Raw genomic sequence first — 25116 nt, 5'->3', positions numbered from 1 at the left:
GAGAAAAGAACAGGGAGAGCCACATGTCACCAAGCAACCTCAATCGTATCATCCTCGCCTTTCTTTTCTTCGCCGTCTCATCATCGTTTTTGCGGGCGGCTGAATTTGAAAAGAACATCATGACCGGTGGGGCGCAGGGCACCTATATCCAGATCGGCCGTGATATCGCCGGCCTCGGTAAAAGCTGCGGCCTGACGCTCAACGTTCGCCAAAGTGCTGGTTCGCTGGAGAATTTCGTTGGCGTGCGCAACAGGCGCAACACCCAGTTCGGCATCGTGCAGAGCGACGTGCTGGAATATCTGAAGACCTTTGAGGCGAACGATCCCGAGGTTCAGCAGGCGGTCAAGGGCGTGCGCATCATGTTTCCGCTTTACAACGAGGAGGTCCATGTCCTCGCACGGAGCGATATTGCAGGCATCAAGGACCTTGCCGGCAAGAAGATCGCGGTCGGCGTGAAGGACAGCGGCACTTATCTGACAGCGTCGCTTATCCTTGACATCCTGCAGGTCAAGCCATCGGATCAGCTGGCAATCAACCCGGATGCGGCCCTGCCGAAACTTCTCTCGGGCGAGATCGATGCCCTGTTCTACGTCGCCGGTGCTCCGGCGGCGCTGTTTGCGAAAAACGAGATCGACGGCAGCAAATTCCATCTCCTGCCGATTACGCAGGCGCCTTTGCTTGCCACCTACACCGCTGCCCGCATCGAGCCGGGCGCTTACAGTTTCCAGAAAGAACCTGTCGATCTCATTGCGGTGAAGGCCGTCATGATGACCTATGATTATGACGTCAAACGCAATGCCTACCAGCGAGCAAGCTGCAAGGCAGTCTCGGATTTCTCTAACCTCATCCTCAACGGCCTCGATCGGCTGAAAGAAACCGGCCACCCAAAATGGAAGAGCGTCGATCTCAACGAACTGCCGCCCGGCTGGCAGGTTGGCATTTGCGTGAAGGCGGGGATGGCGATGGATTATAAGCCGGGCTGTGCTGCGCCAAAGGCCGAACCTGACGGCAATGAGGAATATCTCAACCTGCTGAAGCAGCGGTTGAAAAAGCCCTGAAACATTTGAGTTCAACAAAAAACCGGCATCTTGCGATGCCGGTTTTTTATTGCTTGCGACCCGTTTCGGATGCGCGGTATCCGGTTTTTAGGCCGAGTAGTACATATCGAATTCGACCGGATGCGGGGTCATTTCGAAACGCATGACCTCGACCATCTTCAGTTCGATATAAGCATCGATCTGGTCGTCGTCGAACACGCCACCGGCGGTCAGGAACTTGCGATCCTTGTCGAGGTTCTCAAGCGCTTCGCGCAGCGAGCCGCAAACGGTTGGAATCTTCTTCAGTTCCTTCGGGGGAAGATCGTAGAGATCCTTGTCCATGGCCTTGCCGGGATGGATCTTGTTCTTGATGCCGTCGAGGCCGGCCATCAGCATGGCAGCGAAGCCGAGATAAGGGTTCGCCAGCGGATCGGGGAAGCGAACTTCGACACGCTTCGACTTCGGACCGGTGCCGAACGGAATGCGGCACGATGCCGAGCGGTTGCGGGCCGAATAGGCGAGCAAAACTGGTGCTTCATAGCCCGGGACGAGACGCTTGTAGGAGTTTGTCGTCGGGTTGGTGAAGGCGTTGATCGCCTTGGCATGCTTGATGATGCCGCCGATGTAGAACAGGCAGCTCTCCGACAGGCCGGCATATTCGTCGCCGGCGAAGGTCGGCTTGCCGTCCTTCCAGATCGACTGGTGAACATGCATGCCCGAGCCGTTGTCGCCGAAGATTGGCTTCGGCATGAAGGTTGCCGTCTTGCCATAGGCATTGGCGACCTGATGCACGACATACTTGTAGATCTGGATCTTGTCGGCGTTGCGCACCAGGGTGTCGAACTTGACGCCGAGCTCGTGTTGGGCGGCGGCGACCTCATGGTGCTGCTTTTCGACGACGACGCCCATTTCCGACAGAACCGTCAGCATTTCGGAGCGCATGTCCTGGCACGAGTCGATCGGCGGAACCGGGAAGTAACCGCCCTTGACGCGCGGACGATGGCCAAGGTTGCCGGTCTCGTAGTCCGTGTCGTCGTTGGACGGCAGTTCGGAACTATCGAGCTTGAAGCCGGTGTTGTACGGATCGGCCTTGTACTTCACGTCGTCGAAGACGAAGAATTCAGGCTCGGGGCCGACGAAAACGGTGTCGCCGATGCCGGATGCCTTGAGATAGGCTTCAGCCTTCTTGGCGGTACCACGCGGGTCGCGGTTATAGGCTTCGCCCGATACCGGATCGAGAATGTCGCAGTAGATGACCATGGTGGACTGCGCGAAGAACGGGTCCATATGGACGGTCGCCGTATCGGGCATCAGCACCATGTCGGATTCATTGATAGCCTTCCAGCCGCCGATCGAGGAACCATCGAACATGACGCCATCGGCGAACATGTCTTCGTCGACACAGCCGATATCAATCGTCACGTGATGCAGCTTGCCCTTCGGATCAGTAAAGCGCAGATCGACGAACTTTACGTCGTTTTCCTTGATTTGCTTAACGATGTCACTTGCGGTCGTCATGTTGGGTAGTCCTTTTTGATATGACGAGGTCTCGACCGGGGCCGTAAACGGCCCGGCGGCTAGATGGCGTCTATGCCGGTTTCGCCCGTGCGGATTCGGATAACCTCTTCCACGTTGGAAACGAAGATCTTTCCGTCGCCGATGCGGCCGGTCTGGGCGGCGTTGCGGATCGCCTCGATAACGGCGTCCGCGTTTTCGTCGGCCAAGACGACCTCAACCTTCACCTTCGGGAGAAAATCCACAACGTATTCCGCGCCGCGATAAAGCTCCGTATGTCCCTTCTGGCGGCCGAAACCCTTTGCCTCTGTGACGGTGATACCCTGCAACCCGACCTCTTGAAGCGCTTCCTTAACTTCATCCAGTTTGAAAGGCTTAATGATCGCTTCGATCTTTTTCATGAGAAAATGTCTCTCCGCTTCTCCCGTTGTAGCAGGATGATCCCGCTCCGCCGACGATATGCATTTTATATGCCAGATAAGGAAAATGGTGCGCGAAATGGCGCGAAATCTTCCTCCTGCGCGGTGATCATACGTCTTTGTTGCGAATAATCACGCGTTTTTGCCTATTTTTTGTGATTTTTTAACAGCGAAAACCCGTGCTTAGCAAATGAGCAACGGTCACCCGTAAACATGAACCAGTAATCCGCGGCAAATATATGCAAATGCATAAAAAATGCTCACAAGTCGATGAAAAATGGTGCTTGTCTTGCTCGGTCAGGGACGCCATGTTCGCGTCATGCGCAACAAACCCCTGCATTTTCTTTTTACACCATCGCAAATGAGCGCCGCAGATGCCGCAGCAGCGGCCTCGGGACTTTCAAGTTTCGGACTAATGGAGCGCGCCGGGCGCGCTGTCGCGGCGACCGCTCTCCGACACTTTCCGCACGCGCATCGCTTCATCGTTCTTTGCGGACCCGGTAACAACGGCGGTGATGGCTATGTTGCGGCGAGGGCGCTTGCCGAGAGTGGTGCGAAGGTGGCAGCTTACGCATTCGGCGCCGTTGAGGCGTTGAAGGGGGATGCCGCTATCGCCTTTGCAGCATTTGCGAGTTCGGCACTACCGATCAACGCGTACACACCGCACGATGGAGATGTGGTCGTCGATTGCATCTTTGGAGCCGGTCTTGCTCGTCCCGTTCCGGACGATGTTGCTGATGTCATGCGGTGCGTTGCGAATGAGGGGCTCCCGGTAGTCGCCGTTGACCTGCCGTCCGGCGTGGACGGGCGTACCGGACAGGTTTTGGGAGAGAGTTTCAAGGCAAGCCTTACCGTGACCTTCATGGCCCGCAAACCAGGTCATATGCTTCTGCCCGGACGCTCCTTGTGTGGCGAAATCGAGGTTTTTGATATCGGCATTCCCCGCCGTATCCTGGAAGCTGGTGCGGGATCCGTCACGGTGAACGGGCCGCACCTATGGCCCCAGCTTGATCATGCGCTCAATCCGTCATCCCACAAATACACACGCGGCCATCTCGGTGTTTTTTCCGGCGGCGCGTTTGCGACCGGCGCCTCCCGCCTTTCGGCCACAGCAGGCTTGCGGTCCGGGGCAGGGCTTGTGACGATCGCGGGGAGCGTAGCGGCTCTTGAGGTCGATACCACCCATCTGACCGCCGTCATGATGAAGGAAATCGATCGCGGGGAGGACCTTGCGCATTGGCTGGAAGACGCGCGCATCCACGCCTTCGTGCTCGGGCCGGCTTTCGGGGATCTGGAGCGGGCGAGACAGTATGTTGCCATGCTTCGGGAGCGCCGGCTGGTGCTCGATGCAGACGGCATCACCGCCTTCCGCGAGAAGCCTCAGTCACTGTTTGAACTCTTCGCAGATGGCGAAGTCCGCCTCGTGCTGACGCCCCATGAAGGTGAGTTCCGTAGACTTTTTCCCGATATTGCCGAGGATGAAAAACTCTCGAAGATCGACAAGGCGCTAGCCGCAGCAGAGCGCAGCCATGCGGTCCTTATCTACAAAGGGGCCGATACGGTGATTGCCAGCCCCGATGGCCGCGCCGCAGTTAATGATAACGCACCGCCGTGGCTTGCCACCGCGGGCTCAGGGGATGTTCTCGCGGGCATCATCGGTGCGCATCTGGCGCAAGGCATGCCGGCCTTCGAGGCTGCTGCCGCCGGTGTCTGGCGCCATGGCGCCACAGCCGCGAAACTTGGAGAGGGGCTGACGGCAGAGGACCTGGCCGCAGCTGTCGTCCCGCTCGCTCGATAGCTGCCGAGAGCTAGCGCTGTATCACTTTTACTGATCCACCCGGGCCTGCAGGGCCTTCGCTCCGGTCGGCGCGTTCACTTTGCCCTCGGTGATGAAGAAGGCGAATACATCGCGCGGCTTCTTTTCTGGCTGACGTGCCGGATCTGCCTTTTCGAGTTCTTCCACCGTGCCGCCCTCGGCCCAGGTTTTCAGCCGATCAGCCCAAAGGTCTAGCCGTTTTTCGTCATAGCAGGTGGCAACGGCGTCGCTTCCTGTCTGCAAGCGCGTGTAGACAAAATCGGCTGTCACGTCCGCAATCATCGGATACTCACCGTGGTCAGCGGCCACCACGGCGACGTTGTGCTTGGCCAAGAGCGCGGCAAACTCCGGCACCTTGAACGACGGGTTGCGCACTTCCACGACGTGGCGAAGCGCAAGACCATCCTGCTTTTCCGGCAACAGAGCGAGAAATGCGCCAAAATCATCGGGATCGAATTTCTTCGTAGGCATGAATTGCCAGAGGATCGGCCCGAGACGCGGCCCCAGTTCGGTGAGCCCCTGGGTCAGGAACTTCTCGATCGATTCCCCGGCTTCGGCGAGCACCTTCTTATTGGTGGCAAAACGGCTAGCCTTGAGGGAGAAGAGAAAGCCGTCCGGCACCTCAGAGGCCCATTTGGCGAAGGTCTCCGGCTTCTGCGACCCGTAATAGGTGCCGTTGACCTCGATGACCTTCAGCTGCTGGCTCGCATACTCGAGTTGCCGCTTCTTGGAGAGTTTTTCAGGATAGAACGTGCCTTCCCAAGGATCGAACGTCCAGCCACCGATGCCTGTACGAATAGTTCCGGCCTTGGTCATGGTTCACTCCCTTAAAACGCCCAGCTCAACCAATGAGCCGTCTCCATCCAACAAGCGTTGCAGCAGGTTTCATTCCGCTGCCACTTTCCGCACCGGCCGCCGCTCCAGAAGCTCCTTCATAAACTGCCCGGTGTAAGAGCGTTCGACTTTGACGATGTCTTCCGGCGTGCCGGCCGCAATCACTTCGCCGCCGCCATCGCCGCCTTCAGGACCGAAATCGATCACCCAGTCGGCTGTCTTTATGACCTCGAGATTGTGCTCGATGACGACCACCGAGTTGCCCTGATTGACCAGCTCGTGAAGCATTTCCAGGAGCTTTGCGACGTCATGGAAATGCAGGCCGGTCGTTGGTTCGTCGAGGATATAGAGCGTGCGGCCGGTTGAACGCTTGGAGAGCTCCTTGGCGAGCTTCACGCGCTGTGCCTCCCCGCCTGAAAGCGTGTTGGCCTGCTGGCCGACCTTGATATAACCGAGCCCCACATCGAAGAGCGACTGCAGCTTGTCGCGCACGGCTGGTACGGCCGCGAAGAACTCGACAGCTTCCTCGACGGTCATGTCAAGCACATCGGCGATCGACTTGCCCTTGAAGGTGACGTCGAGGGTTTCGCGGTTGTAGCGCTTGCCATGGCAAACATCGCAGGTGACGTAAACATCCGGCAGGAAGTGCATCTCGATCTTGATGACGCCATCGCCCTGGCAGGCTTCGCAGCGCCCCCCTTTGACGTTGAAGGAGAAGCGGCCCGGCTGGTAGCCCCGCGCTTTGGCATCCGGCAGCCCGGCGAACCAGTCACGGATCGGTGTGAAGGCGCCGGTATAAGTCGCGGGATTCGAGCGCGGTGTGCGCCCGATCGGCGACTGATCGATGTCGATCACCTTGTCTATGTGCTCGAAACCATCAATGCGGTCATGCTCCGCCGGATTTTCGCGCGCACCCATGATCCGTCGCGCCGCCGCCTTGTAGAGCGTCTCGATCAGGAAGGTCGACTTGCCGCCGCCGGACACGCCGGTTACCGCGGTAAAGACGCCGAGCGGGATTGATGCGGTGACGTTCTTGAGATTGTTGGCACGGGCGCCGACGACGGTGATTTCCTTTTTCTTCTTCGGCTTGCGGCGCTCAGCCGGAACAGCGACCGAAAGCTCGCCTGAAAGATACTTGCCCGTCAGCGAGTTCGGGTTATCGATGACCTGCTGAGGCGTACCTTCCGCGACCACCTGGCCGCCATGAATGCCGGCGGCCGGGCCGATATCAACCACATAATCAGAGGTCAAAATGGCATCTTCATCGTGCTCGACGACGATGACGGTGTTGCCGATGTCGCGTAGATGCCGCAGCGTATCGAGCAAGCGGGCATTGTCGCGCTGATGCAGGCCGATGGATGGCTCGTCGAGCACGTAGAGGACGCCCGTGAGGCCTGACCCGATCTGCGAGGCAAGCCGGATACGCTGGCTTTCACCGCCGGAAAGCGTGCCCGAATTGCGCGACAGACTCAGATATTCAAGGCCGACATCGTTGAGGAAGCGCAGGCGTTCGCGGATTTCCTTGAGAATGCGCACCGCGATCTCGTTCTGCTTGGCGTTCATATGCTCCGGAAGCACCTCGAACCAATCGCGCGCAACGCGGATCGACATCTCGGTCACCTGTCCGATATGCAGCGTGTTGATCTTGACCGCCAGGGCCTCCGGCTTCAGTCGAAAGCCATTGCAGGCCGGGCAGGGGGCTGCCGACATGTAGCGCTCGATCTCCTCGCGCGCCCAGGCGCTGTCGGTTTCCTTCCAGCGCCGCTCGAGGTTCGGGATGATGCCTTCGAAATTTTTCGTGGTGTTATAAGAGCGGGCACCATCCACATAGTGGAACGTGATCTTTTCCTCGGTTCCCTGGAGGATCGCATCCTGCGCGGCCTGGCTGAGGTCGCTCCATTTGTTCGACAGCTTGAAGACGAAGGCCTGGCCCAGAGCTTCCAGCGTCTGGTTATAATAGGGAGACGTCGATTTCGCCCACGGTGCGATAGCACCGCTTTTCAGCGTGCGATCGACCTCCGGCACGATCAGCGCCGGATCAATCTTCTGCTGGCTGCCGAGACCGTCGCAGGTCGGGCAGGCACCAAAGGGATTGTTGAACGAGAACAGCCGCGGCTCGATTTCCGGAATGGTGAAACCGGAAACGGGGCAAGCAAATTTCTCCGAGAACATCACCCTTTCGTGGGTCTCATTCAGCGATTTGTTGGCGGAACCACCGGCCGAGGTTTCCTCCGGGGGCAGCGGCTTGTCGGCAAACTCGGCGATCGCCAGACCATCGGCAAGCTTGAGGCAGGTCTCGATGCTGTCTGCGAGGCGAGCCGTGAGGTCGCTGCGCACGACAACGCGATCGACAACGACGTCGATATCGTGCTTGTACTTTTTGTCGAGTGTGGGAGCTTCAGCAATCTCGTAGAACAGTCCATCGATCTTGACGCGCTGGAAGCCCTTCTTCATCAGCTCGGCAAGTTCCTTCTTGTATTCGCCCTTACGCCCCCGCACGATCGGTGCGAGGATATAAAGGCGTGTCCCTTCGCCGAAATCGATGACGCGATCGACCATCTGGGAGACTGTCTGGCTTTCGATCGGAAGCCCCGTCGCCGGCGAATAAGGTACACCGACACGAGCAAAGAGCAGACGCATGTAGTCGTAGATTTCGGTGACCGTGCCGACCGTCGAGCGCGGGTTGCGCGACGTCGTCTTCTGCTCGATCGAGATTGCCGGTGACAACCCCTCGATCCTGTCGACGTCCGGCTTCTGCATCATCTCCAGGAACTGGCGCGCATAGGCCGACAGGCTTTCAACGTACCGTCGCTGGCCCTCGGCATAGATCGTATCGAAGGCGAGGGAGGATTTTCCCGATCCCGACAGGCCGGTCATGACGATCAGCTTGTTGCGCGGCAGATCGAGGTCGATGCCCTTGAGATTGTGCTCACGCGCGCCGCGGATGGAAATGGTCTTCAGTTCGCTCATGGTGCTCAGCTTCTGGGAGTTCGAAAGCCCCTATTTAAGATCGGCGCGACGCATGTCGAGCGCCAATCGAAAAAACAGTGATGCTTTGCGAGTCAGTTGACAGGATAATAGACATAAATTAGAACAAATAAAGAACAAAAATTCATAATTGATTGTGGATACGCGAAATGGCGGGGCGTATCCTCATGCGGCAGGCGTTATTATACGCGCCACGATGAAGGGCCGTCTCCGGGGAGCGGCGCAAGAGACGGGAAAGAGCGATATGGCTGGCAGTGTCAACAAGGTTATTCTGATCGGAAACCTCGGAGCTGATCCGGAAATCCGGCGCACGCAAGACGGCCGCCCGATCGCCAACCTCAATATCGCGACGTCAGAAACCTGGCGCGACCGCAATTCCGGCGAGCGCAAGGAAAAGACCGAGTGGCACCGCGTGGTGATCTTCAATGAAGGCCTCTGCAAGGTTGCCGAGCAGTATCTGAAGAAGGGCGCGACCGTCTATATCGAAGGCCAGCTGCAGACCCGCAAATGGCAGGACAAGGACGGCCAGGACCGCTACTCGACCGAGGTCGTGCTTCAGGGCTTCAACTCGACTCTGACGATGCTCGGCGGTCGCGGCGAGGGCGGCGGCGCGTCTGTCGGTCGTGGCGGTTCCGATTTTGGCGGTAGTGCGGGCGGTGGCAACTACGGCGACGACTACGATCGTCCGTCGGCCCCTTCCGGCAAGTCCGGCGGGGGCGCTAGCGGCAACTTTTCGCGCGATATGGATGACGATATCCCGTTCTGATAGTCATCGGTCATATCGATATTTTATACGGAAGGGGTCGGCGGTGCCGGCCCTTTCTATGTCTCGGAAATTGGATTTCTATTTCACAGGGAGAAAGCCGAGCGCACGCCATCGACCACGAACTGGACTGCGAGCGCTGCGAGGATGACACCAAGAAGCCTTGTGAGGATCGCCCGGCCGGTGACGCCGAGGAAGCGATCTATGCGCTCCGCGATGACAAGCGCGGCAAACAGGATACTAAGGCAGAGGGCAATCACCACAATCAGTTCGAGGCGATCGATTGTGCTTGCGAAAGATCCAGAAAGCAGGATCGTCGCGGAGATAGCACCTGGTCCGGCAATCAGGGGCAAAGCCAGCGGAAACACCGCGATGTTGTGAATGTGGTCCCGGGTTATCGCGACCTCGCCGGTCTTTTCCTTGCGCTCGTTGCGCTTCTCGAAAATCATCTCGAAGGCGATCCAGAACAGCAGCATGCCGCCGGCAATCCGGAAGGCGCCGATTGAAATGCCGAGCAGGTTGAGAATTCCGTTACCGAAGAGGGCAAACGCTGCCAGAATGAAGAAGGCAATCAAGGATCCGCGCCAGGCGACGATGAAGCGTTGCTGCCGGCTCATGCCCATGGTCAGGCTGAGGAAGATCGGTGCCAGCCCCGGCGGATCTATCGTCACCAGAACGGTGGTCAGCGCATTGATCAGGAGATCCAGATGGTTCATGCGTCTTCCCCTGCGGCTCTATCTATTGGCGGCCGTCTGGCCTATTCGTAGGGGACCAATCTCAGGAAGGGAAGGTGTTGCGGAATGGCCAGGGCGCTTTTGCCTTGTAATTGCCGCCGTGAACGTCGAAGAGGCGAAAAGCCTGTTCAAAACCCGGGCCTGAAATTGGCGCTATCAAGCGCATTCGGCTATAAAAATCTGTCTGATTCTGAACAAAGATCGTGATCGCAATTGACTGAACAAAGCACACCCGGCGGCGGCAAGAACCCACCAGGCATCGAACCCATTTCCATCATGGAGGAAATGCAGCGCTCGTACCTGGATTACGCGATGAGCGTTATCGTCAGCCGCGCGCTTCCCGATGTTCGCGACGGCTTGAAGCCGGTTCATCGCCGCATCCTCTTCGGGATGAGCGAACTCGGTATCGACTGGAACAAAAAATATGTGAAGTGCGCCCGCGTCACCGGGGACGTGATGGGTAAATTTCACCCGCACGGCAACCTGGCGATCTATGACGCGTTGGCCCGCATGGCCCAACCATGGTCACTGCGTCTGCCGCTGATCGACGGTCAGGGCAACTTCGGCTCGATCGACGGCGACCCGCCGGCCGCCGAACGTTACACTGAGTGCCGGCTCGACAAGGCCGCTCATTCGCTGCTGGACGATCTCGACAAGGAAACGGTCGATTTCCGCGACAACTATGACGGCACGCTGAGCGAGCCGGTCGTGGTTCCCGCGAAGTTCCCGAACCTGCTGGTCAACGGCGCGGGCGGCATCGCCGTCGGCATGGCGACCAATATTCCGCCACACAACCTGATCGAAGTCGTCAATGGCTGTATCGCGCTGATCGACAATCCGGCGATCGAACTGCCGGAGATGATGGAAATCATTCCGGGTCCGGACTTCCCGACTGCAGCCTTTATTCTCGGCCGCTCTGGCATTCGCTCGGCCTACGAGACTGGCCGTGGATCGGTCATCATGCGCGGCCGCGCCACCATCGAGCCGATGCGCGGCGACCGCGAGCAGATCATCATCACCGAAGTTCCCTATCAGGTGAACAAGGCGACGATGATCGAGAAGATGGCCGAGCTGGTCAAGGACAAGCGCATCGAAGGCATTTCGGACCTTCGCGACGAATCCGACCGCCAGGGCTACCGTGTCGTCGTCGAGTTGAAGCGTGACGCCAACGCCGAGGTCATCCTCAACCAGCTCTATCGCTATACGCCGCTGCAGACCTCGTTCGGCTGCAACATGGTGGCACTCAATGGCGGCAAGCCGGAGCAGATGACCTTGCTCGACATGCTGCGCGCCTTCGTCGCCTTCCGCGAAGATGTCGTCAGCCGTCGCACCAAGTATTTGCTGCGCAAGGCCCGCGAGCGCGCCCACGTCCTGGTCGGTCTCGCCATCGCCGTTGCCAATATCGACGAGATCATCAAGCTGATCCGCGAAGCGCCGGATCCGCAGACAGCACGCGAGCAGTTGATGACGCGCCGCTGGCCTGCTGCCGACGTCGAAAGCCTGATCCGCCTGATCGACGATCCGCGTCACCGTATCAACGAAGATCTGACCTACAACCTCTCGGAAGAGCAGGCCCGGGCGATCCTCGAGCTGCGTCTCGCTCGCCTGACTGCGCTTGGCCGCGATGAAATCGGCGATGAGCTGAACAAGATCGGCACCGAGATCAGCGATTATCTGGACATCCTGTCGTCGCGTATTCGTATCATGACGATCGTCAAGGACGAGCTTGCTGCCGTTCGCGACGAGTTCGGTACCCCTCGTCGCACGCAGATCGTCGAAGGCGGTCCGGACATGGATGACGAGGACCTGATTGCCCAGGAAGACATGGTCATCACCGTGTCCCACCTCGGCTACATCAAGCGCGTGCCGCTGACGACCTACCGGGCGCAGCGTCGTGGCGGCAAGGGCCGTTCCGGCATGGCGACCCGCGACGAGGATTTCGTCACCCGTCTGTTCGTCGCCAACACCCACACGCCGATCCTGTTCTTCTCGTCGCGTGGCATCGTCTACAAGGAAAAGGTCTGGCGCCTGCCAATCGGCACGCCGCAGTCACGTGGCAAGGCCCTGATCAACATGCTGCCGCTGGAACCGGGCGAACGCATCACGACGATCATGCCGCTTCCTGAGGATGAGGCAACCTGGGAAAACCTGGATGTCATGTTCTCGACGACCCGTGGCACGGTGCGCCGCAACAAGCTGTCGGATTTTGTCCAGGTGAACCGTAACGGCAAGATTGCAATGAAGCTGGACGAGGAGGGCGATGAAATCCTCTCCGTTGAGACCTGCACGGAGCATGACGACGTGCTCCTGACAACGGCGCTCGGCCAGTGCATTCGCTTCCCGGTTGATGACGTTCGCGTCTTTGCCGGCCGCAATTCGATCGGTGTGCGTGGTATCTCGCTCGGCGAAAACGATCGCATCATCTCGATGACGATCGTCGGCCACGTCGATGCCGAGCCATGGGAGCGCGCCGCCTATCTGAAGCGTGCTGCAGCCGAACGTCGTGCGGCAACCGGCGAGGAAGAAGAAATTGCGCTGGTTGGCGAAGAGGTGACGGAAGAAGGTCAACTCTCCGACGAGCGCTACGAAGAATTGAAGGCCCGTGAACAGTTCGTTCTGACGGTTTCGGTCAAGGGCTTCGGCAAGCGGTCTTCGACCTACGACTTCAGAACCTCCGGTCGTGGCGGCAAGGGTATCCGGGCAACGGACACCTCCAAGACCACGGAAATTGGCGAACTGGTCGCGGCCTTCCCGGTCGATGATGGCGACCAGATCATGCTGGTGTCGGATGGTGGTCAGCTGATCCGCGTGCCGGTTGGCGGTATTCGCCTCGCGAGCCGTGCAACCAAGGGTGTCACCATCTTCTCGACCGCCAAGGACGAGAAGGTCGTTTCCGTGGAACGGATCAGCGAACCGGAGAATGAGGAAGAAGAGGAACTCAGCACGGAAGTGCAGGATTCCTCTGAGCCCAATACTCCGGCGCCTGAAGGCGGAGAAGCCTAAGATATTGTCTCGATAGAAAATTTAAAAGCCGGGCGCCTTGTGCGCCCGGCTTTTTCTATTCAGCGTCCAAAAAAGAAAAACCGGACGGGCAGGGGATGCCGTCCGGTTTTAGCTGTGCGGCGCTGGAGGTCGCCGCATGGGAAGCGATATAAAACTACACTTGGAAGCCGCTGTCGTTCATCTTCAGATCGGCGCGGTCGCGCTGAAGCTGGAAAATGGTTTTGGTAAAGTCGACGACGAACACGATACTAATCACGGCGGATGCCATCATCATTGCTATTGCCATTGTCGTTGCCTCTTACTTGAAGGCGACGTTCGAAACACCGGTCTTGCGATCTTGACGAGCCTCGTCCTTAAGCGCGTGCACGGTGGCGAAGAGCATTGCAAAAAACATTGTCATCGAGAGAAGTATAAGTCCCATGGCGGTGATCCTTTCGTCCAAATAACGGCGCATCTGCCGGAAAGTTCCATCCGTTGAGCTTCATCCTGCACTTTGTCTCTTGAAGCTGCACTGAACGTGCTCTTTATCTAGCGTTCATTTTTAAGCGAGGGTGTTTCCCAGGGAACAGGGGGTGTGCACGATGGTGCATCCCTTGCGATCTGCAGCAGTCCGTGACAAAAGGCAGATCAAACGGAACAGGCGCGATGACGACAGCTTTCTATCCCGGCTCCTTCGATCCCATGACGAACGGACATCTCGATGTTCTCGTACAATCGCTCAATGTTGCATCCAAGGTGATCGTGGCCATCGGTATACATCCGGGCAAGAGCCCGCTTTTCTCCTTCGACGAGCGCGCAGTTCTGATCCGCCAGTCACTGGGCCAGTTTCTGCCCGAAGGGGTGGCCGACATCGATATCGTTTCCTTCGACAATCTCGCGGTCGATGCCGCGCGCCAGCATGGCGCGACGATCCTGGTACGTGGTCTTCGAGACGGAACCGATCTCGATTATGAAATGCAGATGGCCGGAATGAACCGGCAGATGGCGCCGGATATCCAGACATTGTTTCTGCCGGCTGGCGCTGCCTCGCGGCCCATTACCGCCACATTGGTTCGCCAGATCGCGGCTATGGGGGGGGATGTCAGCGCGTTTGTGCCGTCCGCCGTCTATCAGGCGCTCGCCGCCCGACGCAAATCCTGACGCTTCGGCGTCATTCTCACGGGAGTACTCATGAAAATTCTCCAACTCGCTTTCGCAGGCGCTCTGGTTCTCGCTTCTGTCACGGGCAATGCCTTTGCCCAGGCGAAGGAATACCTGACAATCCAGCTGAAGGATGGCCCGGTCGTGATCGAGCTTGCATCCGATGTTGCGCCGAAGCACGTTGCCCGTCTCAAGGAGCTGGCCGCGGCCGGCGAATATAACAATGTTGCCTTCCACCGCGTCATTCCGGGTTTCATGGCCCAGACCGGCGACGTTCAGTACGGCAATATGGAAAAGAATTTCCAGGCCGGCATGGCCGGCATGGGCGGCTCTTCCAAGCCGGATCTCGAAGCCGAGTTTTCCAAAGTTCCGTTCGCACGCGGCACTGTCGGTATGGCACGCAGCCAGGATCCGAATTCCGCAAATTCGCAGTTCTTCATCATGTTCGCCCCGGGTGACTTCCTGAACGGCCAGTACACGGTCGTCGGTCAGGTCGTCGAAGGCATGGAAAATGTTGACAAGATCAAGATGGGCGACGAAGCCAACAATGGCTCCGTCACCGACCCCGACCGCATGATCAGCGTCAAGGTCGGCAAGTAAACACTATAAAACCAAGGAGAATAGCCATGGCCGAGATCAAGGATCCGGAAAACACCATCATCCTGGAAACCACGCAGGGCAAAGTTGTCATCCAGCTTCTGCCGGACCTGGCTCCGGGCCACGTTGCGCGTATCAAGGAACTCGCCAGTGAAGGTGCCTATGACGGCGTCGTGTTCCATCGCGTCATCGACGATTTCATGGCCCAGACCGGCGACGTTCAGTACGGCAAGAAGGGCGGCGAAAGCTTCAACCCGGCGCGTGCCGGCATGGGCGGCTCTTCCAAGCCGGATCTCAAGGCCGAGTTCTCCAACATGAGCCACGTACGTGGCACATGCTCCATGGCTCGCAGCCAGATGCCGAACTCCGCCAACTCCCAGTTCTTCATCTGCCTTGCCGACAGCCCATGGCTGAACAAGCAGTACAGCGTGTGGGGCCAGGTTATCGAAGGCATGGACAACGTCGACAAGATCAAGAAGGGCGAGCCCGTCAAGGATCCTGACAGCATCGTTTCGATGAAGATTGCCGCCAACGCCTGATTTAGGGTATTGCCACAACCCGTCCCGCTGTCTTTTCAGGCGCCGGGGCGGGTTTGCCGTTTGAAGAAGACTGTTATGCGTGTCGATCTGTTCGATTTCAATTTGCCCGAGGAAAACATCGCGCTGAGGCCCGCAAGCCCGCGCGACAGCGCGCGGCTGCTTGTTGTTCGGCCGGGTGAGGAGCCGCGGCTTGAAGATCGTGGCGTTCTCGATCTGGTTTCTTATCTGAAACCGGGTGATGCTCTCGTGTTTAACGACACCAAAGTCATCCCGGCGCAGCTCGAAGGCATACGCCGCCGCGGCGAGGATGTTGCGACGGCCGTTGCCCTGACCCTGCATATGCGTATAGCCGCCGACCGGTGGAAGGCGTTTGCGAGACCTGCTCGGCGACTGAAACCAGGCGATCGAATATCCTTCGGGCACGAAGGCGGCTCCGCTTGCCTGCTGGCTCAGCTGGACGCGACGGTTACCGAAAAGGGCGATGCCGGCGAGGTAACGCTGCAGTTCGACCTGTCCGGTCCATCGCTCGACGAGGCGATCGCATCCGTCGGCCATATTCCCTTGCCACCCTATATCGCCTCGAAACGTCCGGAGGATGAAAAGGACAGGGTGGACTACCAAACAGTCTATGCACGCGAGGACGGCGCTGTTGCCGCCCCCACGGCTGGACTTCATTTTACCGATCGACTGTTCGAGGCTCTGGATGCCGCGGGCATCGAACGTCATTTTGTGACTCTTCACGTCGGAGCCGGCACGTTTCTGCCGATGAAGGTAGACGATACCGAAGACCACGTCATGCACCATGAAGTCGGCCACGTGAGCGAATCCGTGGCAAGGCGGCTGAATGCCGTGAAGGCGAAAGGCGGTCGTATCGTCTGCGTTGGCACGACGTCGCTCCGGCTGATCGAAAGCGCCGCGCAAGAGAACGGGCGGATTGAAGCCTGGTCCGGCTCGACCGGCATCTTCATAACCCCCGGCTACCGCTTCCGGGCTGTTGATATGCTGATGACCAATTTCCACCTGCCGAAATCGACGCTGTTTATGCTGGTTTCGGCTTTCAGTGGCCTGGAGACGATGCAGAGCGCCTATGCGCATGCGATCGAAACTGGCTACCGTTTCTATTCCTATGGCGATTCCAGCCTGCTTTTCCGGGATAACCAATGACCGAGAATTTTGAATTCAAGCTGCTTGCGACCGACGGCAAAGCCCGTCGCGGCGAAGTTTCCATGCCGCGTGGCGCGATCCGCACGCCAGCCTTCATGCCGGTGGGCACGGTGGGCACCGTCAAGGCCATGTATCTCGATCAGGTCCGCGATCTCGGCGCCGATATCATCCTCGGCAATACCTATCACCTGATGCTGCGCCCCGGCCCGGAGCGTGTCGCACGGCTCGGCGGCCTGCATGAGCTGATCCGCTGGCCCTATCCGATCCTGACGGACAGCGGCGGCTTCCAGGTCATGTCACTCTCGGGCCTGCGCAAGCTCGATGAGCACGGTGTTACCTTCAAGAGCCATATCGATGGCTCGCTGCACCATATGTCACCTGAGCGCTCGATCGAAATCCAGGGCATGCTCGACAGCGATATCCAGATGCAGCTCGACGAATGCGTGCGTCTCCCGGCCGAGCCGAAGGATATCGAGCGGGCGATGGAAATGTCCTATCGCTGGGCAGAACGCTGCAAGGTCGCCTTCGGCAACCAGCCAGGCAAGGCGATGTTCGGTATCGTGCAGGGCGGCGACATTCCCGAACTTCGGGTTCGCTCGGCGCAGGCGCTCTCCGGCCTTGATCTCAAGGGATATGCGATTGGTGGTCTTGCTGTCGGTGAACCGCAGGCGGTCATGCTCGACATGATCGATACGACAAACCCGCATCTGCCGACGGAAAAGCCGCGATACCTGATGGGTGTGGGCACGCCGGACGACATTATCAAATCAGTCGCCCGCGGCATCGATATGTTCGATTGCGTGATGCCCACCCGTTCGGGTCGCCACGGCCTGGCGTTCACGCGCCACGGCCGGCTTAACATCCGCAACGCGCGCCACGCCGAAGACACGCAGCCGCTCGACAATCAGTCCGCATGCCCTGCAGCGCGCGATTATTCACGCGCCTATCTGCACCATCTCGTGCGCGCCAACGAGGCGCTCGGCGGCATGCTGCTGACCTGGAACAATCTCGCCTACTATCAGGACCTGATGGCCGGAATCCGCAAGGCAATCGAAGATGGCCGCTATGAGGATTTCATGGTCGAGACGCAGGAAGGCTGGGCACGTGGAGAAGCTGCCAATCGCGGCTGATCCCGGTAGCGCGTCTCGAAAGCCTCAGGGGGTGGGATCTCAGATTTCCGGCCCCGGCGCCTGCTGCAGCATTTGCACGCCATTGATCTTGTAGCTTCCGTCTGGCTGCTTCTCAAGATAGTAGAGAGCCGTCCAGTCCTTGCCGTCGGGTGCGGAAATCAGGACTTCCTGCACGATTGTCCCGCCTTTGATCTTGCTGCGTCCAAAGGCGAAGTTGCCGGGACGATAGACCGGCGCATAGCCGCGCCGGACCATGTCGAAGAAGACATCCTCATTGGGGAATTTACTGCGGATCTGCGGGGACGCATAGGAATACGCTTCCGCCTTGTCGTCATCCAGAAAGGCGCCGATCTGCCGCTCGATAACAGATTGCACCGTATCAATCGGTTCTGCTGCAGCGAGGGGCTGGGGCAGAACAAGGACAAGCGCGAACAGGCAATATCGCAGTCTGGCGGGCATGACAGCTTCTCCTTCTGATCGCTGATCTACGTGTGTAGCGGGAACAAAGTTTCACGCTTGTCAGACATTGTGTGAGAATTATTACTATATAATAATTTCAAATAATTATTATGTTTTTTTAATTTCAAATATTATATAAATCGTAATTGCCGCGTCCTTCTCTGCGGGATTAACCTTACATGTGAAGGTTAATTTCAGTTGCAGCTTGCACGAGAGGCTCGTTTGACGCGATATGGCCAGGCCGGGGGAGACTTCGGTTTTTCAGCACCAAAATGATATTGCCCTTCTCCGGTTACGGGGAAGGGCTTCATTTATTAGCCAATTGGTGGTCGGCCGAACCGACCGTCGCTTATCTGTCGTCGACGATCGCCTCGGGGCGATCTCCGCCTTCGGCATGTTCATAGTGCCAGAGCCCTTTATCGTCCTGGAAGCTGATTTCCTCGTCGTCCCCGCCGACCTGCTGCTCGGCCGCAGCAGCCGTGGCCGCAGCAATGGCCATATCACGCGTCGGAAAGGTTTCGGAAAACACGTCGGCGAGCTTGTAGGCCCAGCCGCCATCATGCTCCACGATCGAATATACCACTCTGGTCATGTTTTTCTCCCTGTGCATGTGTCGAAACGCCGGAAGGCGCCTTCGCCATCCGCCGCTCAGGAACGGCCGGGAGACCATATTCGTTCCGGAGATCGGGCATGTGCCCGTGCCGGTCATCATCCACGCGGCCAGGACGATCCTATCATGGTTTGCATGCCCACGCGATTTCAAGTTTTTGGCGCTGTTTTCTTCGGCTCAAATGGGAAAGGGCGGCACGAGGCCGCCCTTTCATTCTCAGCGATTGCGCTCCGCTCGGCTCAGGCGAGCTTTGCAGCGATCTTTGCGACATGCGCGCCCTGATAGCGGGCTGCTTCCAGTTCAATCTCGGAAGGCTGGCGCGAACCGTCGCCACCGGTGATGGTCGAGGCACCGTAGGGGGAGCCGCCCTTGATCTCATCGACACCCGTCTGGCCCTGGAAGGCGTAGGGCAAGCCGACGACGACCATGCCGTGGTGCATCAGCGTCGGGATGAAGCCGAGGATCGTCGATTCCTGGCCGCCGTGCTGGGTGCCTGAGGAGGTAAAGACCGAACCAACCTTGCCGACCAGTCCGCCCTTCATCCACAGACCGCCGGTCTGATCGATGAAGTTGCGCATCTGCGAAGCTACGGTGCCAAAACGAGTGCCGGCGCCGAAGATGATGGCGTCGTAGTCGCCCAGCTCGTTCGGGGTTGCGACCGGAGCCGCCTGATCGACCTTGAAGTAGGACGCCTTGGCGACATCTTCCGAGACAAGTTCAGGCACGCGCTTGACGGAAACTTCGGCGCCAGCCGACTTTGCGCCCTCGGCGACGGCATATGCCATGGTTTCGATGTGGCCATAGGCCGAGTAGTAAAGGACAAGTACCTTCGCCATTGTGTTCTCCTGTGAAAAGGCTCAATCGTTTGATTGCCTCTATGAAGCCAATCTAGCAACTTGCTGGAGCACGGCCAGAAGCAAAGCGGACGACAGACTGTTTGACAATAATTGACAGTGACATTTCGACGATGAACAATCCCCTTCAATTTCGGTATAGATCATGACCCAGCAGACAATCGTCACGGCCGCAATCCTGGCCATCGGAGATGAGCTCCTGTCCGGTAGAACCAAGGACAAGAACATCGGACATCTCGCTGAATTGCTTACTCTTTCTGGCATCGACCTGAAGGAGGTTCGCATCGTTCCCGATGACGAGGAGGAAATCGTAGCAGCGCTGAATGCCCTTCGCGCACGCTATGATTATGTCTTCACATCCGGCGGCATCGGCCCGACCCATGACGACATCACCGCTGATGCAGTCTCAAAGGCATTCGGTGTTCCCTGCATCTATGAGGAAGAGGCGATGACCCTGCTAGCCGCCATGTACGAGCGGCGCGGGATGGAGTTTACCGCCGCTCGCCAACGCATGGCCCGGATGCCGGAGGGCGCGCGTCACATTCCGAATCCGGTTTCCACCGCTCCTGGTTTCACGATCGGCAATGTCTATGTGATGGCCGGGGTGCCCCAGGTGTTTCAGGCAATGGTCGATGCCGTTCTGCCGACGCTCAAGAGTGGAGCCCGCGTGCTGTCCCGTTCGGTTACGTCGCCCTATGGCGAAGGTGATATCGGTGGGCCATTGGGCGAAGTACAGAAAAGACACCCGGAAACCAGTATCGGTTCCTATCCGAAATTTGACGGCAAATTCTTCTCCACGGAACTTGTCGTGCGGGCACGCGATGAAGCCGTTCTCGCCGCCGCCGAGGCCGATGTCGTCGCCATGATTGAAACGATCAAGGCTGCAAAGGTCACGCCCTGAACGGCCTGTCAGCGGAGCAGTTTCAGGATCTCTCCGAGATCGCCAAGATCGGCGATCTCGCGAAATCGCGGGTGATCTTCCGGCTTTTCCGCATGCTCGTAACTCCAGGTGAGAGCATGCGGCACGTAAACGCCCCAGCTTCCCGCCTCCAATGCCGGCAGCACGTCGGACTTCAGCGAGTTTCCGACCATCAGTCCGCGCTCCGGACCGTCGCCATGGCGTGAAAACGCTTTCACGTATGTCGCTGGAGACTTGTCGCTGACGATCTCCACCGCGTGGAAATAGTCACCAAGGCCGGATGCCGCAAGCTTGCGCTCCTGGTCGAAAAGATCGCCCTTGGTGATCAGAATGAGCCGGTAGTCCTTATGCAGCGCCTCCAGGGTATCGCGGGCATGCGGAACCACTTCGACCGGGTGGGCCAGCATTTCCCGGCCCGTCGACAGGATTTCGTGGATCACGCTCGTCGGGATTTCTCCCTGGCTGATTTCGATGGCCGTCTCGATCATCGATAACGTAAAGCCTTTGATGCCGAACCCGTAGAGAGCAAGGTTGCGTTTCTCCGCCGCCAGCAGACGATGAGCCAGATGGTCGGCGTCCACATAGTCCCGCAGCAGCGCGGCAAACTGTGCCTGTGTCAGCTTGTAGAAATGCTCGTTCTGCCAGAGCGTATCGTCGGCGTCGAAGCCTATGGTCGTGATCTGCCTGGGCATCCGCCGCTCTTCTCTCAAGGCCCCGATATCGTGAAGGCTTGCTCGACGCTTGCCGTCTTCTTGTTGTTGCCGTCATTGAAGTGAAATCGCAGGATGTAGTCGCCCGCTGGCGCCCCGGTCACGTCGATGGAAAGCGTCGCGTAAATTTCCTGATTGCGAAAATAACCGTTGAACGTGAAGTTGCCGAAGCCTTTCTGGCTCGCCAAAACTTCGCCCTGCTTGTTCAGAATGTCGAAATCAACAGTGAAATGCGTCTGGATCTTGCCTTGGGTGGTTGAAGGAACCCAGCTGAGCCCGATCGGTTCGACGTAGGAGACCAACGTTTCGCCCGGCTTGAAGATCGATGTGTCCTTCGTGTCGTACATCGCATAGCCGGCAGGCTCACTGCGAACGAACACAGCCTTGCCGATCGAAAACGGCAGGTTTGCCGAGAAGTCACTGACTGCGCCGCGCATGACGTCATAGGCGCCGACCGCGTCTCCGGCGCCGGCGAGGCTCTCCGCCTTGGCGGCCGCATCGGTGAGTGCCCCGGCATGAGCAATTGCGGGCAGGGCGCAGGCGAACACCCCGCATAACCAGGCTGCCTTGAAGTTCACCGACGGAAAATCAAAAATCGCCATGCCTGCCTCCCAGCTTCGCGCAACTGGATCATCGGCATTTGCTTTTATGAGTCAAGCCGATGCGGGTATTTCCGCAAGGTCTATAAAACATGATTTTTATATTCATGTTTTTAGTGCTGGCGGTAGCCATATTCGACGGTATGTGGCATAGCGAGGCAAAGAAAAAACCATGGAAGATCGATCGATGAAACTGGATGTGCCGACAGCGACAGAAGCCCTGCGCGCGCTCTTTCCGCCAACGCCGCTGCAGCTCAACGAGCATTTGAGCGCCCGCTACGGTGCCAGCATTTATCTGAAGCGCGAAGACCTTTCCCCGGTACGGTCCTACAAGATCAGAGGCGCCTTCAACTTCTTCCGCAAGGCCATTACCAGTGGCGCTGCCGACAAGACATTCGTATGCGCTTCCGCCGGCAACCATGCCCAGGGATTTGCCTTTGTCTGCCGCCACTTCGGCGTTCCCGGGGTGGTGTTCATGCCCGTTACGACACCGCAGCAGAAGATCGACAAGACACGGATGTTCGGCGGTGAGTTCATCACCATCCGGCTGGTCGGCGATTTCTTCGATCAGTGCTATCAGGCCGCACGCGAACACGTGGGTGTCATCGGCGGGGTCATGGTGCCCCCGTTCGATCATGAGGACATCGTCGAGGGGCAGGCAACGGTGGCCGCCGAGATCGTCGAACAGCTGCCGGAAGGCGTGGTGCCCGATCTGGTGATCATGCCCGTCGGCGGTGGCGGACTTTCGACAGGCATGACGACGTTTATGGCCGATTATGTCGCGCCGGAAGCGTTCCTGTTTTGCGAGCCGGCCGGAGCGCCGAGCCTGCGGCAGAGCCTAGAGACCGGCGAGATCGTTACACTCGAGCAGGTCGATAACTTCGTCGACGGAGCGGCCGTGGGACGTATCGGCGACCTCAACTTCTCGGCTCTTCGCCGTTTCGCGCCGGAGCAGGTCGTGTTGCTGTCGGAAAACGCGATCTGCGTGACCATCATCGATATGCTGAACGTTGAGGGCGTGGTCCTGGAGCCGGCCGGTGCGCTTTCGATCACCGCGCTCGAGGCCCTTGGCGCTGATGCCTTGGAGGGCAAGACGGTGGTGGCGATTGTCTCGGGTGGTAACTTTGATTTCGAACGCTTGCCGGATGTCAAGGAGCGCGCCATGCGCCACTCCGGACTGAAAAAATACTTCATCCTGCGCATGGCACAACGCCCCGGCGCATTGAAGGATTTCCTCGGCCTGCTCGGCGAGGAAGACGACATCGCCCGTTTCGAATACCTGAAGAAGTCGGCACGCAATTTCGGCTCCATCCTGATCGGTATCGAGACCAAGAATCCGCAGAATTTCCCGGCGCTCAAAGCACGCTTCGATGCGGCAGGACTGCGTTATCAGGACATCACGGACAACGAAGTCCTCTCGAATTTTGTCGTATAAAAACATTTATGATCAAATTATTATATGTATTTTCTAATCTGTTTTATAGGGCGCGTATGAGGTTTCCTCATAGGCGTTGCGATGATTTCATCCGGCATGGCTGTGGTCAGCCGGATGCCCGGCCTGGTCTATCCGGTGGGTAAAAACGTCAGCGGTGGACTGTCATAAACTTGTGCTTGGAGAGCATCTGGTGTCATGCTAATCCTTCCGCATGGCTTCATTTTTCGCAAAATTGTTTGGTATCTCCAGCGCCTCCACCGAAAAGGCGACCAGTGGCGGCGCGGCAAAAACCGAGACCTATGCGGACTGCCTGATCAAGGCTGCACCGATGCGCGAAGGATCGCAGTTCCGTCTGGCAGGATCGATCGAGAAGACGATCGACGGTGAAATTCGCGTGCGCAGTTTCATCCGTGCCGACCTCTTCACATCGGAGCAGGACGCCATCGACGCTACCTTGCGAAAAGCGCACCAGATCATCGATCAGAACGGACCATCCCTGTTCTCGGATGACGCTGCCTCTCGTCCAGTCTGAAAGTTTCCTAAAGAATTCTTTAAACTTGCTGCCTATGCTCCTGCAGAGAATTACGCTGAGCATTGCTGATGGTCGATATCTTCCTTTTCCTTTGTGAAGGACTTCTCTACGTGGCCGTGATGGTCGCGTTACTGCATCTGCGTCATCTTATCGGCCTTGGTGTTTTTGTTGCCGCACTCGGGGTTCTGCATTTCATCGAAACCTACTTGGCGGCCGTCTTTTACGTCCAGTTGCCGATCGGTTCTATTTCGCCCGGCTCCGTCGTGCTGTTTTCCGGCAAGCTGATGATGATCCTGCTCCTGTATGTGAAGGAGGATGCGGCCACGGTGCGCCAGCCTATCTACGGTTTGCTCGCGGGCAATTTTCTCACAGTTGCCCTCGGCCTTTTGTTGCAGCAGCACGGCGGCTTGATAACGGACAGCCATCGAAGCGCAGACTTCGCCTTCCTTAATGAGATGGGCTGGCTGATGGTCTGGGGCACGGTGCTGCTCTATATCGATTCGATCCTGATCATCCTGATGTATGAGCGCCTGGGTCGGCATCTGCGTGGGGCGCCGGGCATACGCTTCTTCCTTTGCGGCGCCACCGTTCTGACATTCGACCAGGCTGGTTTCTATCTTGCCCTTCACGCGATCAATGGAGCACCGGCTGAAGTCTTCTGGAGCGGCTGGATCGCAAAGATGGCGGCTGCACTGTTCTATTCGGTCGTGCTGGGCGGTTACCTTCATGTTCTTCGTTTTGCGCCGGTGAACGATCCGGGCCGCCCGATCGGCGATGTCTTCAATACGCTGACCTTTCGGGAGCGATACGAAGACCTTCTATCTCGCTCCGGCCGGGATAGTTTGACGGGTGTCTTCGACCGCAGTCGATTTGAATTCCTGGCGCCGAGACTTATCCGCAATGCTACCACGTCAGGAAACAGGATCAGCCTGATGATGATTGATGCCGACCATTTCAAGAGCATCAACGATCGTTTCGGCCATCTTGAAGGGGACCATGTCCTAAAGGCGATCGCCAACGCACTTACCCTGGGATTGCGGCAGAGCGATCATCTCTTCCGTTATGGCGGCGAGGAGTTCGTTGTCATCTGTGAGGGGCTTGACCCGGCGCACGCAATGTCCCGGGCCGAAGATATCCGCCAATTGGTCATCGGCAGCGTCATGACACCGGACCATATGCCGGTCACCATCAGCATCGGTGTTGCTGGCGCTCCTGCGGATGGCGAAACGGTGAACGCACTCCTCTCAGCCGCAGACGAGCGCCTTTATCGTGCCAAGAAACTTGGCCGAAACTGCGTCGTCGGCATTCAGAGCTAGCGG

The 25116-nt window shown here is 58.2% G+C and carries 25 protein-coding genes; 13 read left to right on the top strand and 12 right to left on the bottom strand.

What is annotated here, in order from left to right:
- The first annotated feature begins 23 nt into the window (after nucleotides 1–23).
- A complete protein-coding gene (locus QO002_RS12605) occupies nucleotides 24–1058 on the top strand; it encodes a TAXI family TRAP transporter solute-binding subunit (RefSeq protein ID WP_307230133.1) in 1035 nt (344 codons plus the stop codon).
- A gap of 87 nt (nucleotides 1059–1145) precedes the next feature.
- On the opposite strand, the gene glnA is transcribed toward QO002_RS12605, so the two are convergent.
- Together glnA and QO002_RS12595 are read right to left on the bottom strand one after the other, a co-directional pair.
- Nucleotides 1146–2555 (bottom strand): type I glutamate--ammonia ligase, encoded by a 1410-nt coding sequence (gene glnA, locus QO002_RS12600; protein WP_307230131.1) that lies wholly within the window; start codon nucleotides 2553–2555, stop codon nucleotides 1146–1148.
- Nucleotides 2556–2614: 59 nt separating this feature from the next.
- Nucleotides 2615–2953, bottom strand: a complete 339-nt coding sequence (locus tag QO002_RS12595) for a P-II family nitrogen regulator (protein WP_056326314.1) — start codon at nucleotides 2951–2953, stop codon at nucleotides 2615–2617.
- Between the two features lie 337 nt (nucleotides 2954–3290).
- Between QO002_RS12595 and QO002_RS12590 the strand changes: the two genes are divergently transcribed.
- Complete coding sequence (locus QO002_RS12590) at nucleotides 3291–4769, top strand: NAD(P)H-hydrate dehydratase (protein ID WP_307230126.1); 1479 nt, start codon at nucleotides 3291–3293, stop codon at nucleotides 4767–4769.
- A gap of 27 nt (nucleotides 4770–4796) precedes the next feature.
- Here the strand turns inward: QO002_RS12590 and QO002_RS12585 are convergent, their stop codons facing one another.
- Nucleotides 4797–5603 (bottom strand): DUF72 domain-containing protein, encoded by an 807-nt coding sequence (locus tag QO002_RS12585; protein WP_307230124.1) that lies wholly within the window; start codon nucleotides 5601–5603, stop codon nucleotides 4797–4799.
- Between the two features lie 69 nt (nucleotides 5604–5672).
- The gene (uvrA, locus tag QO002_RS12580) at nucleotides 5673–8591 is read right to left on the bottom strand and encodes an excinuclease ABC subunit UvrA (RefSeq protein WP_307230122.1); all 2919 of its coding nucleotides are present in this window, start codon (nucleotides 8589–8591) and stop codon (nucleotides 5673–5675) included.
- 262 nt (nucleotides 8592–8853) lie between these two features.
- Between uvrA and QO002_RS12575 the strand changes: the two genes are divergently transcribed.
- On the top strand, nucleotides 8854–9375 hold the full coding sequence (locus QO002_RS12575) for a single-stranded DNA-binding protein (RefSeq protein ID WP_307230119.1): 522 nt from the start codon (nucleotides 8854–8856) through the stop codon (nucleotides 9373–9375).
- 83 nt (nucleotides 9376–9458) lie between these two features.
- Here QO002_RS12575 and QO002_RS12570 read toward each other — a convergent pair whose 3' ends face one another.
- Entirely contained in the window at nucleotides 9459–10088 is a 630-nt protein-coding gene (locus QO002_RS12570; RefSeq protein ID WP_307230118.1) for a MarC family protein, read from the bottom strand.
- A 231-nt stretch (nucleotides 10089–10319) separates the two neighbouring features.
- Here QO002_RS12570 and gyrA point away from each other — a divergent pair, with 231 nt between their 5' ends.
- Nucleotides 10320–13109: a DNA gyrase subunit A gene (gyrA, locus tag QO002_RS12565; protein ID WP_370878486.1), complete on the top strand. Its 2790-nt coding sequence runs from the start codon at nucleotides 10320–10322 to the stop codon at nucleotides 13107–13109.
- A 154-nt stretch (nucleotides 13110–13263) separates the two neighbouring features.
- Here gyrA and QO002_RS12560 read toward each other — a convergent pair whose 3' ends face one another.
- Both QO002_RS12560 and QO002_RS12555 read right to left on the bottom strand, forming a co-directional pair.
- Nucleotides 13264–13395, bottom strand: a complete 132-nt coding sequence (locus QO002_RS12560) for a hypothetical protein (RefSeq protein ID WP_307230116.1) — start codon at nucleotides 13393–13395, stop codon at nucleotides 13264–13266.
- 12 nt (nucleotides 13396–13407) lie between these two features.
- On the bottom strand, nucleotides 13408–13530 hold the full coding sequence (locus QO002_RS12555; protein WP_307230114.1) for a hypothetical protein: 123 nt from the start codon (nucleotides 13528–13530) through the stop codon (nucleotides 13408–13410).
- Nucleotides 13531–13754: 224 nt separating this feature from the next.
- On the opposite strand from QO002_RS12555, the gene coaD reads away from it, so the two are divergent.
- From coaD to tgt, 5 genes are all read left to right on the top strand, one after another.
- Nucleotides 13755–14249, top strand: coding sequence for a pantetheine-phosphate adenylyltransferase (coaD, locus tag QO002_RS12550; RefSeq protein ID WP_307230112.1), 495 nt, complete (start codon nucleotides 13755–13757; stop codon nucleotides 14247–14249).
- Nucleotides 14250–14279: 30 nt separating this feature from the next.
- Complete coding sequence (locus tag QO002_RS12545; protein ID WP_307230109.1) at nucleotides 14280–14849, top strand: peptidylprolyl isomerase; 570 nt, start codon at nucleotides 14280–14282, stop codon at nucleotides 14847–14849.
- 26 nt (nucleotides 14850–14875) lie between these two features.
- Nucleotides 14876–15385, top strand: a complete 510-nt coding sequence (locus QO002_RS12540) for a peptidylprolyl isomerase (protein ID WP_307230107.1) — start codon at nucleotides 14876–14878, stop codon at nucleotides 15383–15385.
- Nucleotides 15386–15460: 75 nt separating this feature from the next.
- Nucleotides 15461–16549, top strand: a complete 1089-nt coding sequence (gene queA / locus QO002_RS12535) for a tRNA preQ1(34) S-adenosylmethionine ribosyltransferase-isomerase QueA (RefSeq protein ID WP_307230104.1) — start codon at nucleotides 15461–15463, stop codon at nucleotides 16547–16549.
- Nucleotides 16546–17679, top strand: a complete 1134-nt coding sequence (tgt, locus tag QO002_RS12530) for a tRNA guanosine(34) transglycosylase Tgt (protein WP_307230102.1) — start codon at nucleotides 16546–16548, stop codon at nucleotides 17677–17679. The genes queA and tgt overlap by 4 nt, the downstream gene beginning before the upstream one ends.
- Nucleotides 17680–17718: 39 nt before the next feature.
- Here the strand turns inward: tgt and QO002_RS12525 are convergent, their stop codons facing one another.
- From QO002_RS12525 to wrbA, 3 genes are all read right to left on the bottom strand, one after another.
- Nucleotides 17719–18138: a DUF4864 domain-containing protein gene (locus QO002_RS12525; RefSeq protein WP_307230100.1), complete on the bottom strand. Its 420-nt coding sequence runs from the start codon at nucleotides 18136–18138 to the stop codon at nucleotides 17719–17721.
- Between the two features lie 349 nt (nucleotides 18139–18487).
- Nucleotides 18488–18730 (bottom strand): DUF2188 domain-containing protein, encoded by a 243-nt coding sequence (locus QO002_RS12520; RefSeq protein ID WP_307230098.1) that lies wholly within the window; start codon nucleotides 18728–18730, stop codon nucleotides 18488–18490.
- A 257-nt stretch (nucleotides 18731–18987) separates the two neighbouring features.
- The gene (gene wrbA / locus QO002_RS12515) at nucleotides 18988–19584 is read right to left on the bottom strand and encodes an NAD(P)H:quinone oxidoreductase type IV (RefSeq protein ID WP_307230095.1); all 597 of its coding nucleotides are present in this window, start codon (nucleotides 19582–19584) and stop codon (nucleotides 18988–18990) included.
- Nucleotides 19585–19747: 163 nt separating this feature from the next.
- Between wrbA and QO002_RS12510 the strand changes: the two genes are divergently transcribed.
- A complete protein-coding gene (locus QO002_RS12510; protein WP_307230093.1) occupies nucleotides 19748–20503 on the top strand; it encodes a competence/damage-inducible protein A in 756 nt (251 codons plus the stop codon).
- An 8-nt stretch (nucleotides 20504–20511) separates the two neighbouring features.
- Here QO002_RS12510 and QO002_RS12505 read toward each other — a convergent pair whose 3' ends face one another.
- Nucleotides 20512–21213 carry an HAD family hydrolase gene (locus QO002_RS12505; RefSeq protein WP_307230091.1) on the bottom strand — a complete coding sequence of 234 codons (702 nt, stop codon included), beginning with the start codon at nucleotides 21211–21213 and terminating at the stop codon, nucleotides 20512–20514.
- A gap of 14 nt (nucleotides 21214–21227) precedes the next feature.
- Complete coding sequence (locus tag QO002_RS12500) at nucleotides 21228–21833, bottom strand: hypothetical protein (protein WP_307230088.1); 606 nt, start codon at nucleotides 21831–21833, stop codon at nucleotides 21228–21230.
- Between the two features lie 184 nt (nucleotides 21834–22017).
- On the opposite strand from QO002_RS12500, the gene ilvA reads away from it, so the two are divergent.
- The 3 genes from ilvA (at nucleotide 22018) to QO002_RS12485 (ending at nucleotide 25113) form a co-directional block, all read left to right on the top strand.
- On the top strand, nucleotides 22018–23265 hold the full coding sequence (ilvA, locus tag QO002_RS12495) for a threonine ammonia-lyase (RefSeq protein ID WP_307233349.1): 1248 nt from the start codon (nucleotides 22018–22020) through the stop codon (nucleotides 23263–23265).
- Nucleotides 23266–23476: 211 nt separating this feature from the next.
- Nucleotides 23477–23797, top strand: coding sequence for an HlyU family transcriptional regulator (locus tag QO002_RS12490; protein WP_307230086.1), 321 nt, complete (start codon nucleotides 23477–23479; stop codon nucleotides 23795–23797).
- A gap of 68 nt (nucleotides 23798–23865) precedes the next feature.
- A complete protein-coding gene (locus QO002_RS12485; RefSeq protein WP_370878485.1) occupies nucleotides 23866–25113 on the top strand; it encodes a GGDEF domain-containing protein in 1248 nt (415 codons plus the stop codon).
- The last annotated feature ends 3 nt before the right edge of the window (nucleotides 25114–25116 follow it).

The sequence above is a fragment of the Pararhizobium capsulatum DSM 1112 genome, assembly GCF_030814475.1.
Classification (GTDB): Bacteria; Pseudomonadota; Alphaproteobacteria; order Rhizobiales; family Rhizobiaceae; genus Pararhizobium; species Pararhizobium capsulatum.
The sequence above is the reverse complement of the archived record's forward strand: the minus strand, read 5'-3'. Positions and strand labels throughout refer to the sequence as shown.

Excerpts from the sequence above, each read along its gene's own strand:
- QO002_RS12525 (WP_307230100.1), bottom strand. The coding sequence starts at position 18,138 with ATGCCCGCCAGACTGCGATATTGCCTGTTCGCGCTTGTCCTTGTTCTG.
- QO002_RS12490 (WP_307230086.1), top strand. The coding sequence starts at position 23,477 with ATGGCTTCATTTTTCGCAAAATTGTTTGGTATCTCCAGCGCCTCCACC.
- QO002_RS12510 (WP_307230093.1), top strand. The coding sequence starts at position 19,748 with ATGACCCAGCAGACAATCGTCACGGCCGCAATCCTGGCCATCGGAGAT.
- tgt (WP_307230102.1), top strand. The coding sequence starts at position 16,546 with ATGACCGAGAATTTTGAATTCAAGCTGCTTGCGACCGACGGCAAAGCC.
- QO002_RS12595 (WP_056326314.1), bottom strand. The coding sequence starts at position 2,953 with ATGAAAAAGATCGAAGCGATCATTAAGCCTTTCAAACTGGATGAAGTT.
- QO002_RS12570 (WP_307230118.1), bottom strand. The coding sequence starts at position 10,088 with ATGAACCATCTGGATCTCCTGATCAATGCGCTGACCACCGTTCTGGTG.
- glnA (WP_307230131.1), bottom strand. The coding sequence starts at position 2,555 with ATGACGACCGCAAGTGACATCGTTAAGCAAATCAAGGAAAACGACGTA.
- QO002_RS12560 (WP_307230116.1), bottom strand. The coding sequence starts at position 13,395 with ATGGCAATAGCAATGATGATGGCATCCGCCGTGATTAGTATCGTGTTC.
- QO002_RS12575 (WP_307230119.1), top strand. The coding sequence starts at position 8,854 with ATGGCTGGCAGTGTCAACAAGGTTATTCTGATCGGAAACCTCGGAGCT.
- QO002_RS12485 (WP_370878485.1), top strand. The coding sequence starts at position 23,866 with ATGGTCGATATCTTCCTTTTCCTTTGTGAAGGACTTCTCTACGTGGCC.
- QO002_RS12500 (WP_307230088.1), bottom strand. The coding sequence starts at position 21,833 with ATGGCGATTTTTGATTTTCCGTCGGTGAACTTCAAGGCAGCCTGGTTA.
- queA (WP_307230104.1), top strand. The coding sequence starts at position 15,461 with ATGCGTGTCGATCTGTTCGATTTCAATTTGCCCGAGGAAAACATCGCG.
- QO002_RS12605 (WP_307230133.1), top strand. The coding sequence starts at position 24 with ATGTCACCAAGCAACCTCAATCGTATCATCCTCGCCTTTCTTTTCTTC.
- ilvA (WP_307233349.1), top strand. The coding sequence starts at position 22,018 with ATGAAACTGGATGTGCCGACAGCGACAGAAGCCCTGCGCGCGCTCTTT.
- QO002_RS12590 (WP_307230126.1), top strand. The coding sequence starts at position 3,291 with ATGCGCAACAAACCCCTGCATTTTCTTTTTACACCATCGCAAATGAGC.
- QO002_RS12545 (WP_307230109.1), top strand. The coding sequence starts at position 14,280 with ATGAAAATTCTCCAACTCGCTTTCGCAGGCGCTCTGGTTCTCGCTTCT.
- uvrA (WP_307230122.1), bottom strand. The coding sequence starts at position 8,591 with ATGAGCGAACTGAAGACCATTTCCATCCGCGGCGCGCGTGAGCACAAT.
- QO002_RS12520 (WP_307230098.1), bottom strand. The coding sequence starts at position 18,730 with ATGACCAGAGTGGTATATTCGATCGTGGAGCATGATGGCGGCTGGGCC.
- QO002_RS12585 (WP_307230124.1), bottom strand. The coding sequence starts at position 5,603 with ATGACCAAGGCCGGAACTATTCGTACAGGCATCGGTGGCTGGACGTTC.
- coaD (WP_307230112.1), top strand. The coding sequence starts at position 13,755 with ATGACGACAGCTTTCTATCCCGGCTCCTTCGATCCCATGACGAACGGA.
- wrbA (WP_307230095.1), bottom strand. The coding sequence starts at position 19,584 with ATGGCGAAGGTACTTGTCCTTTACTACTCGGCCTATGGCCACATCGAA.
- QO002_RS12555 (WP_307230114.1), bottom strand. The coding sequence starts at position 13,530 with ATGGGACTTATACTTCTCTCGATGACAATGTTTTTTGCAATGCTCTTC.
- QO002_RS12505 (WP_307230091.1), bottom strand. The coding sequence starts at position 21,213 with ATGCCCAGGCAGATCACGACCATAGGCTTCGACGCCGACGATACGCTC.
- QO002_RS12540 (WP_307230107.1), top strand. The coding sequence starts at position 14,876 with ATGGCCGAGATCAAGGATCCGGAAAACACCATCATCCTGGAAACCACG.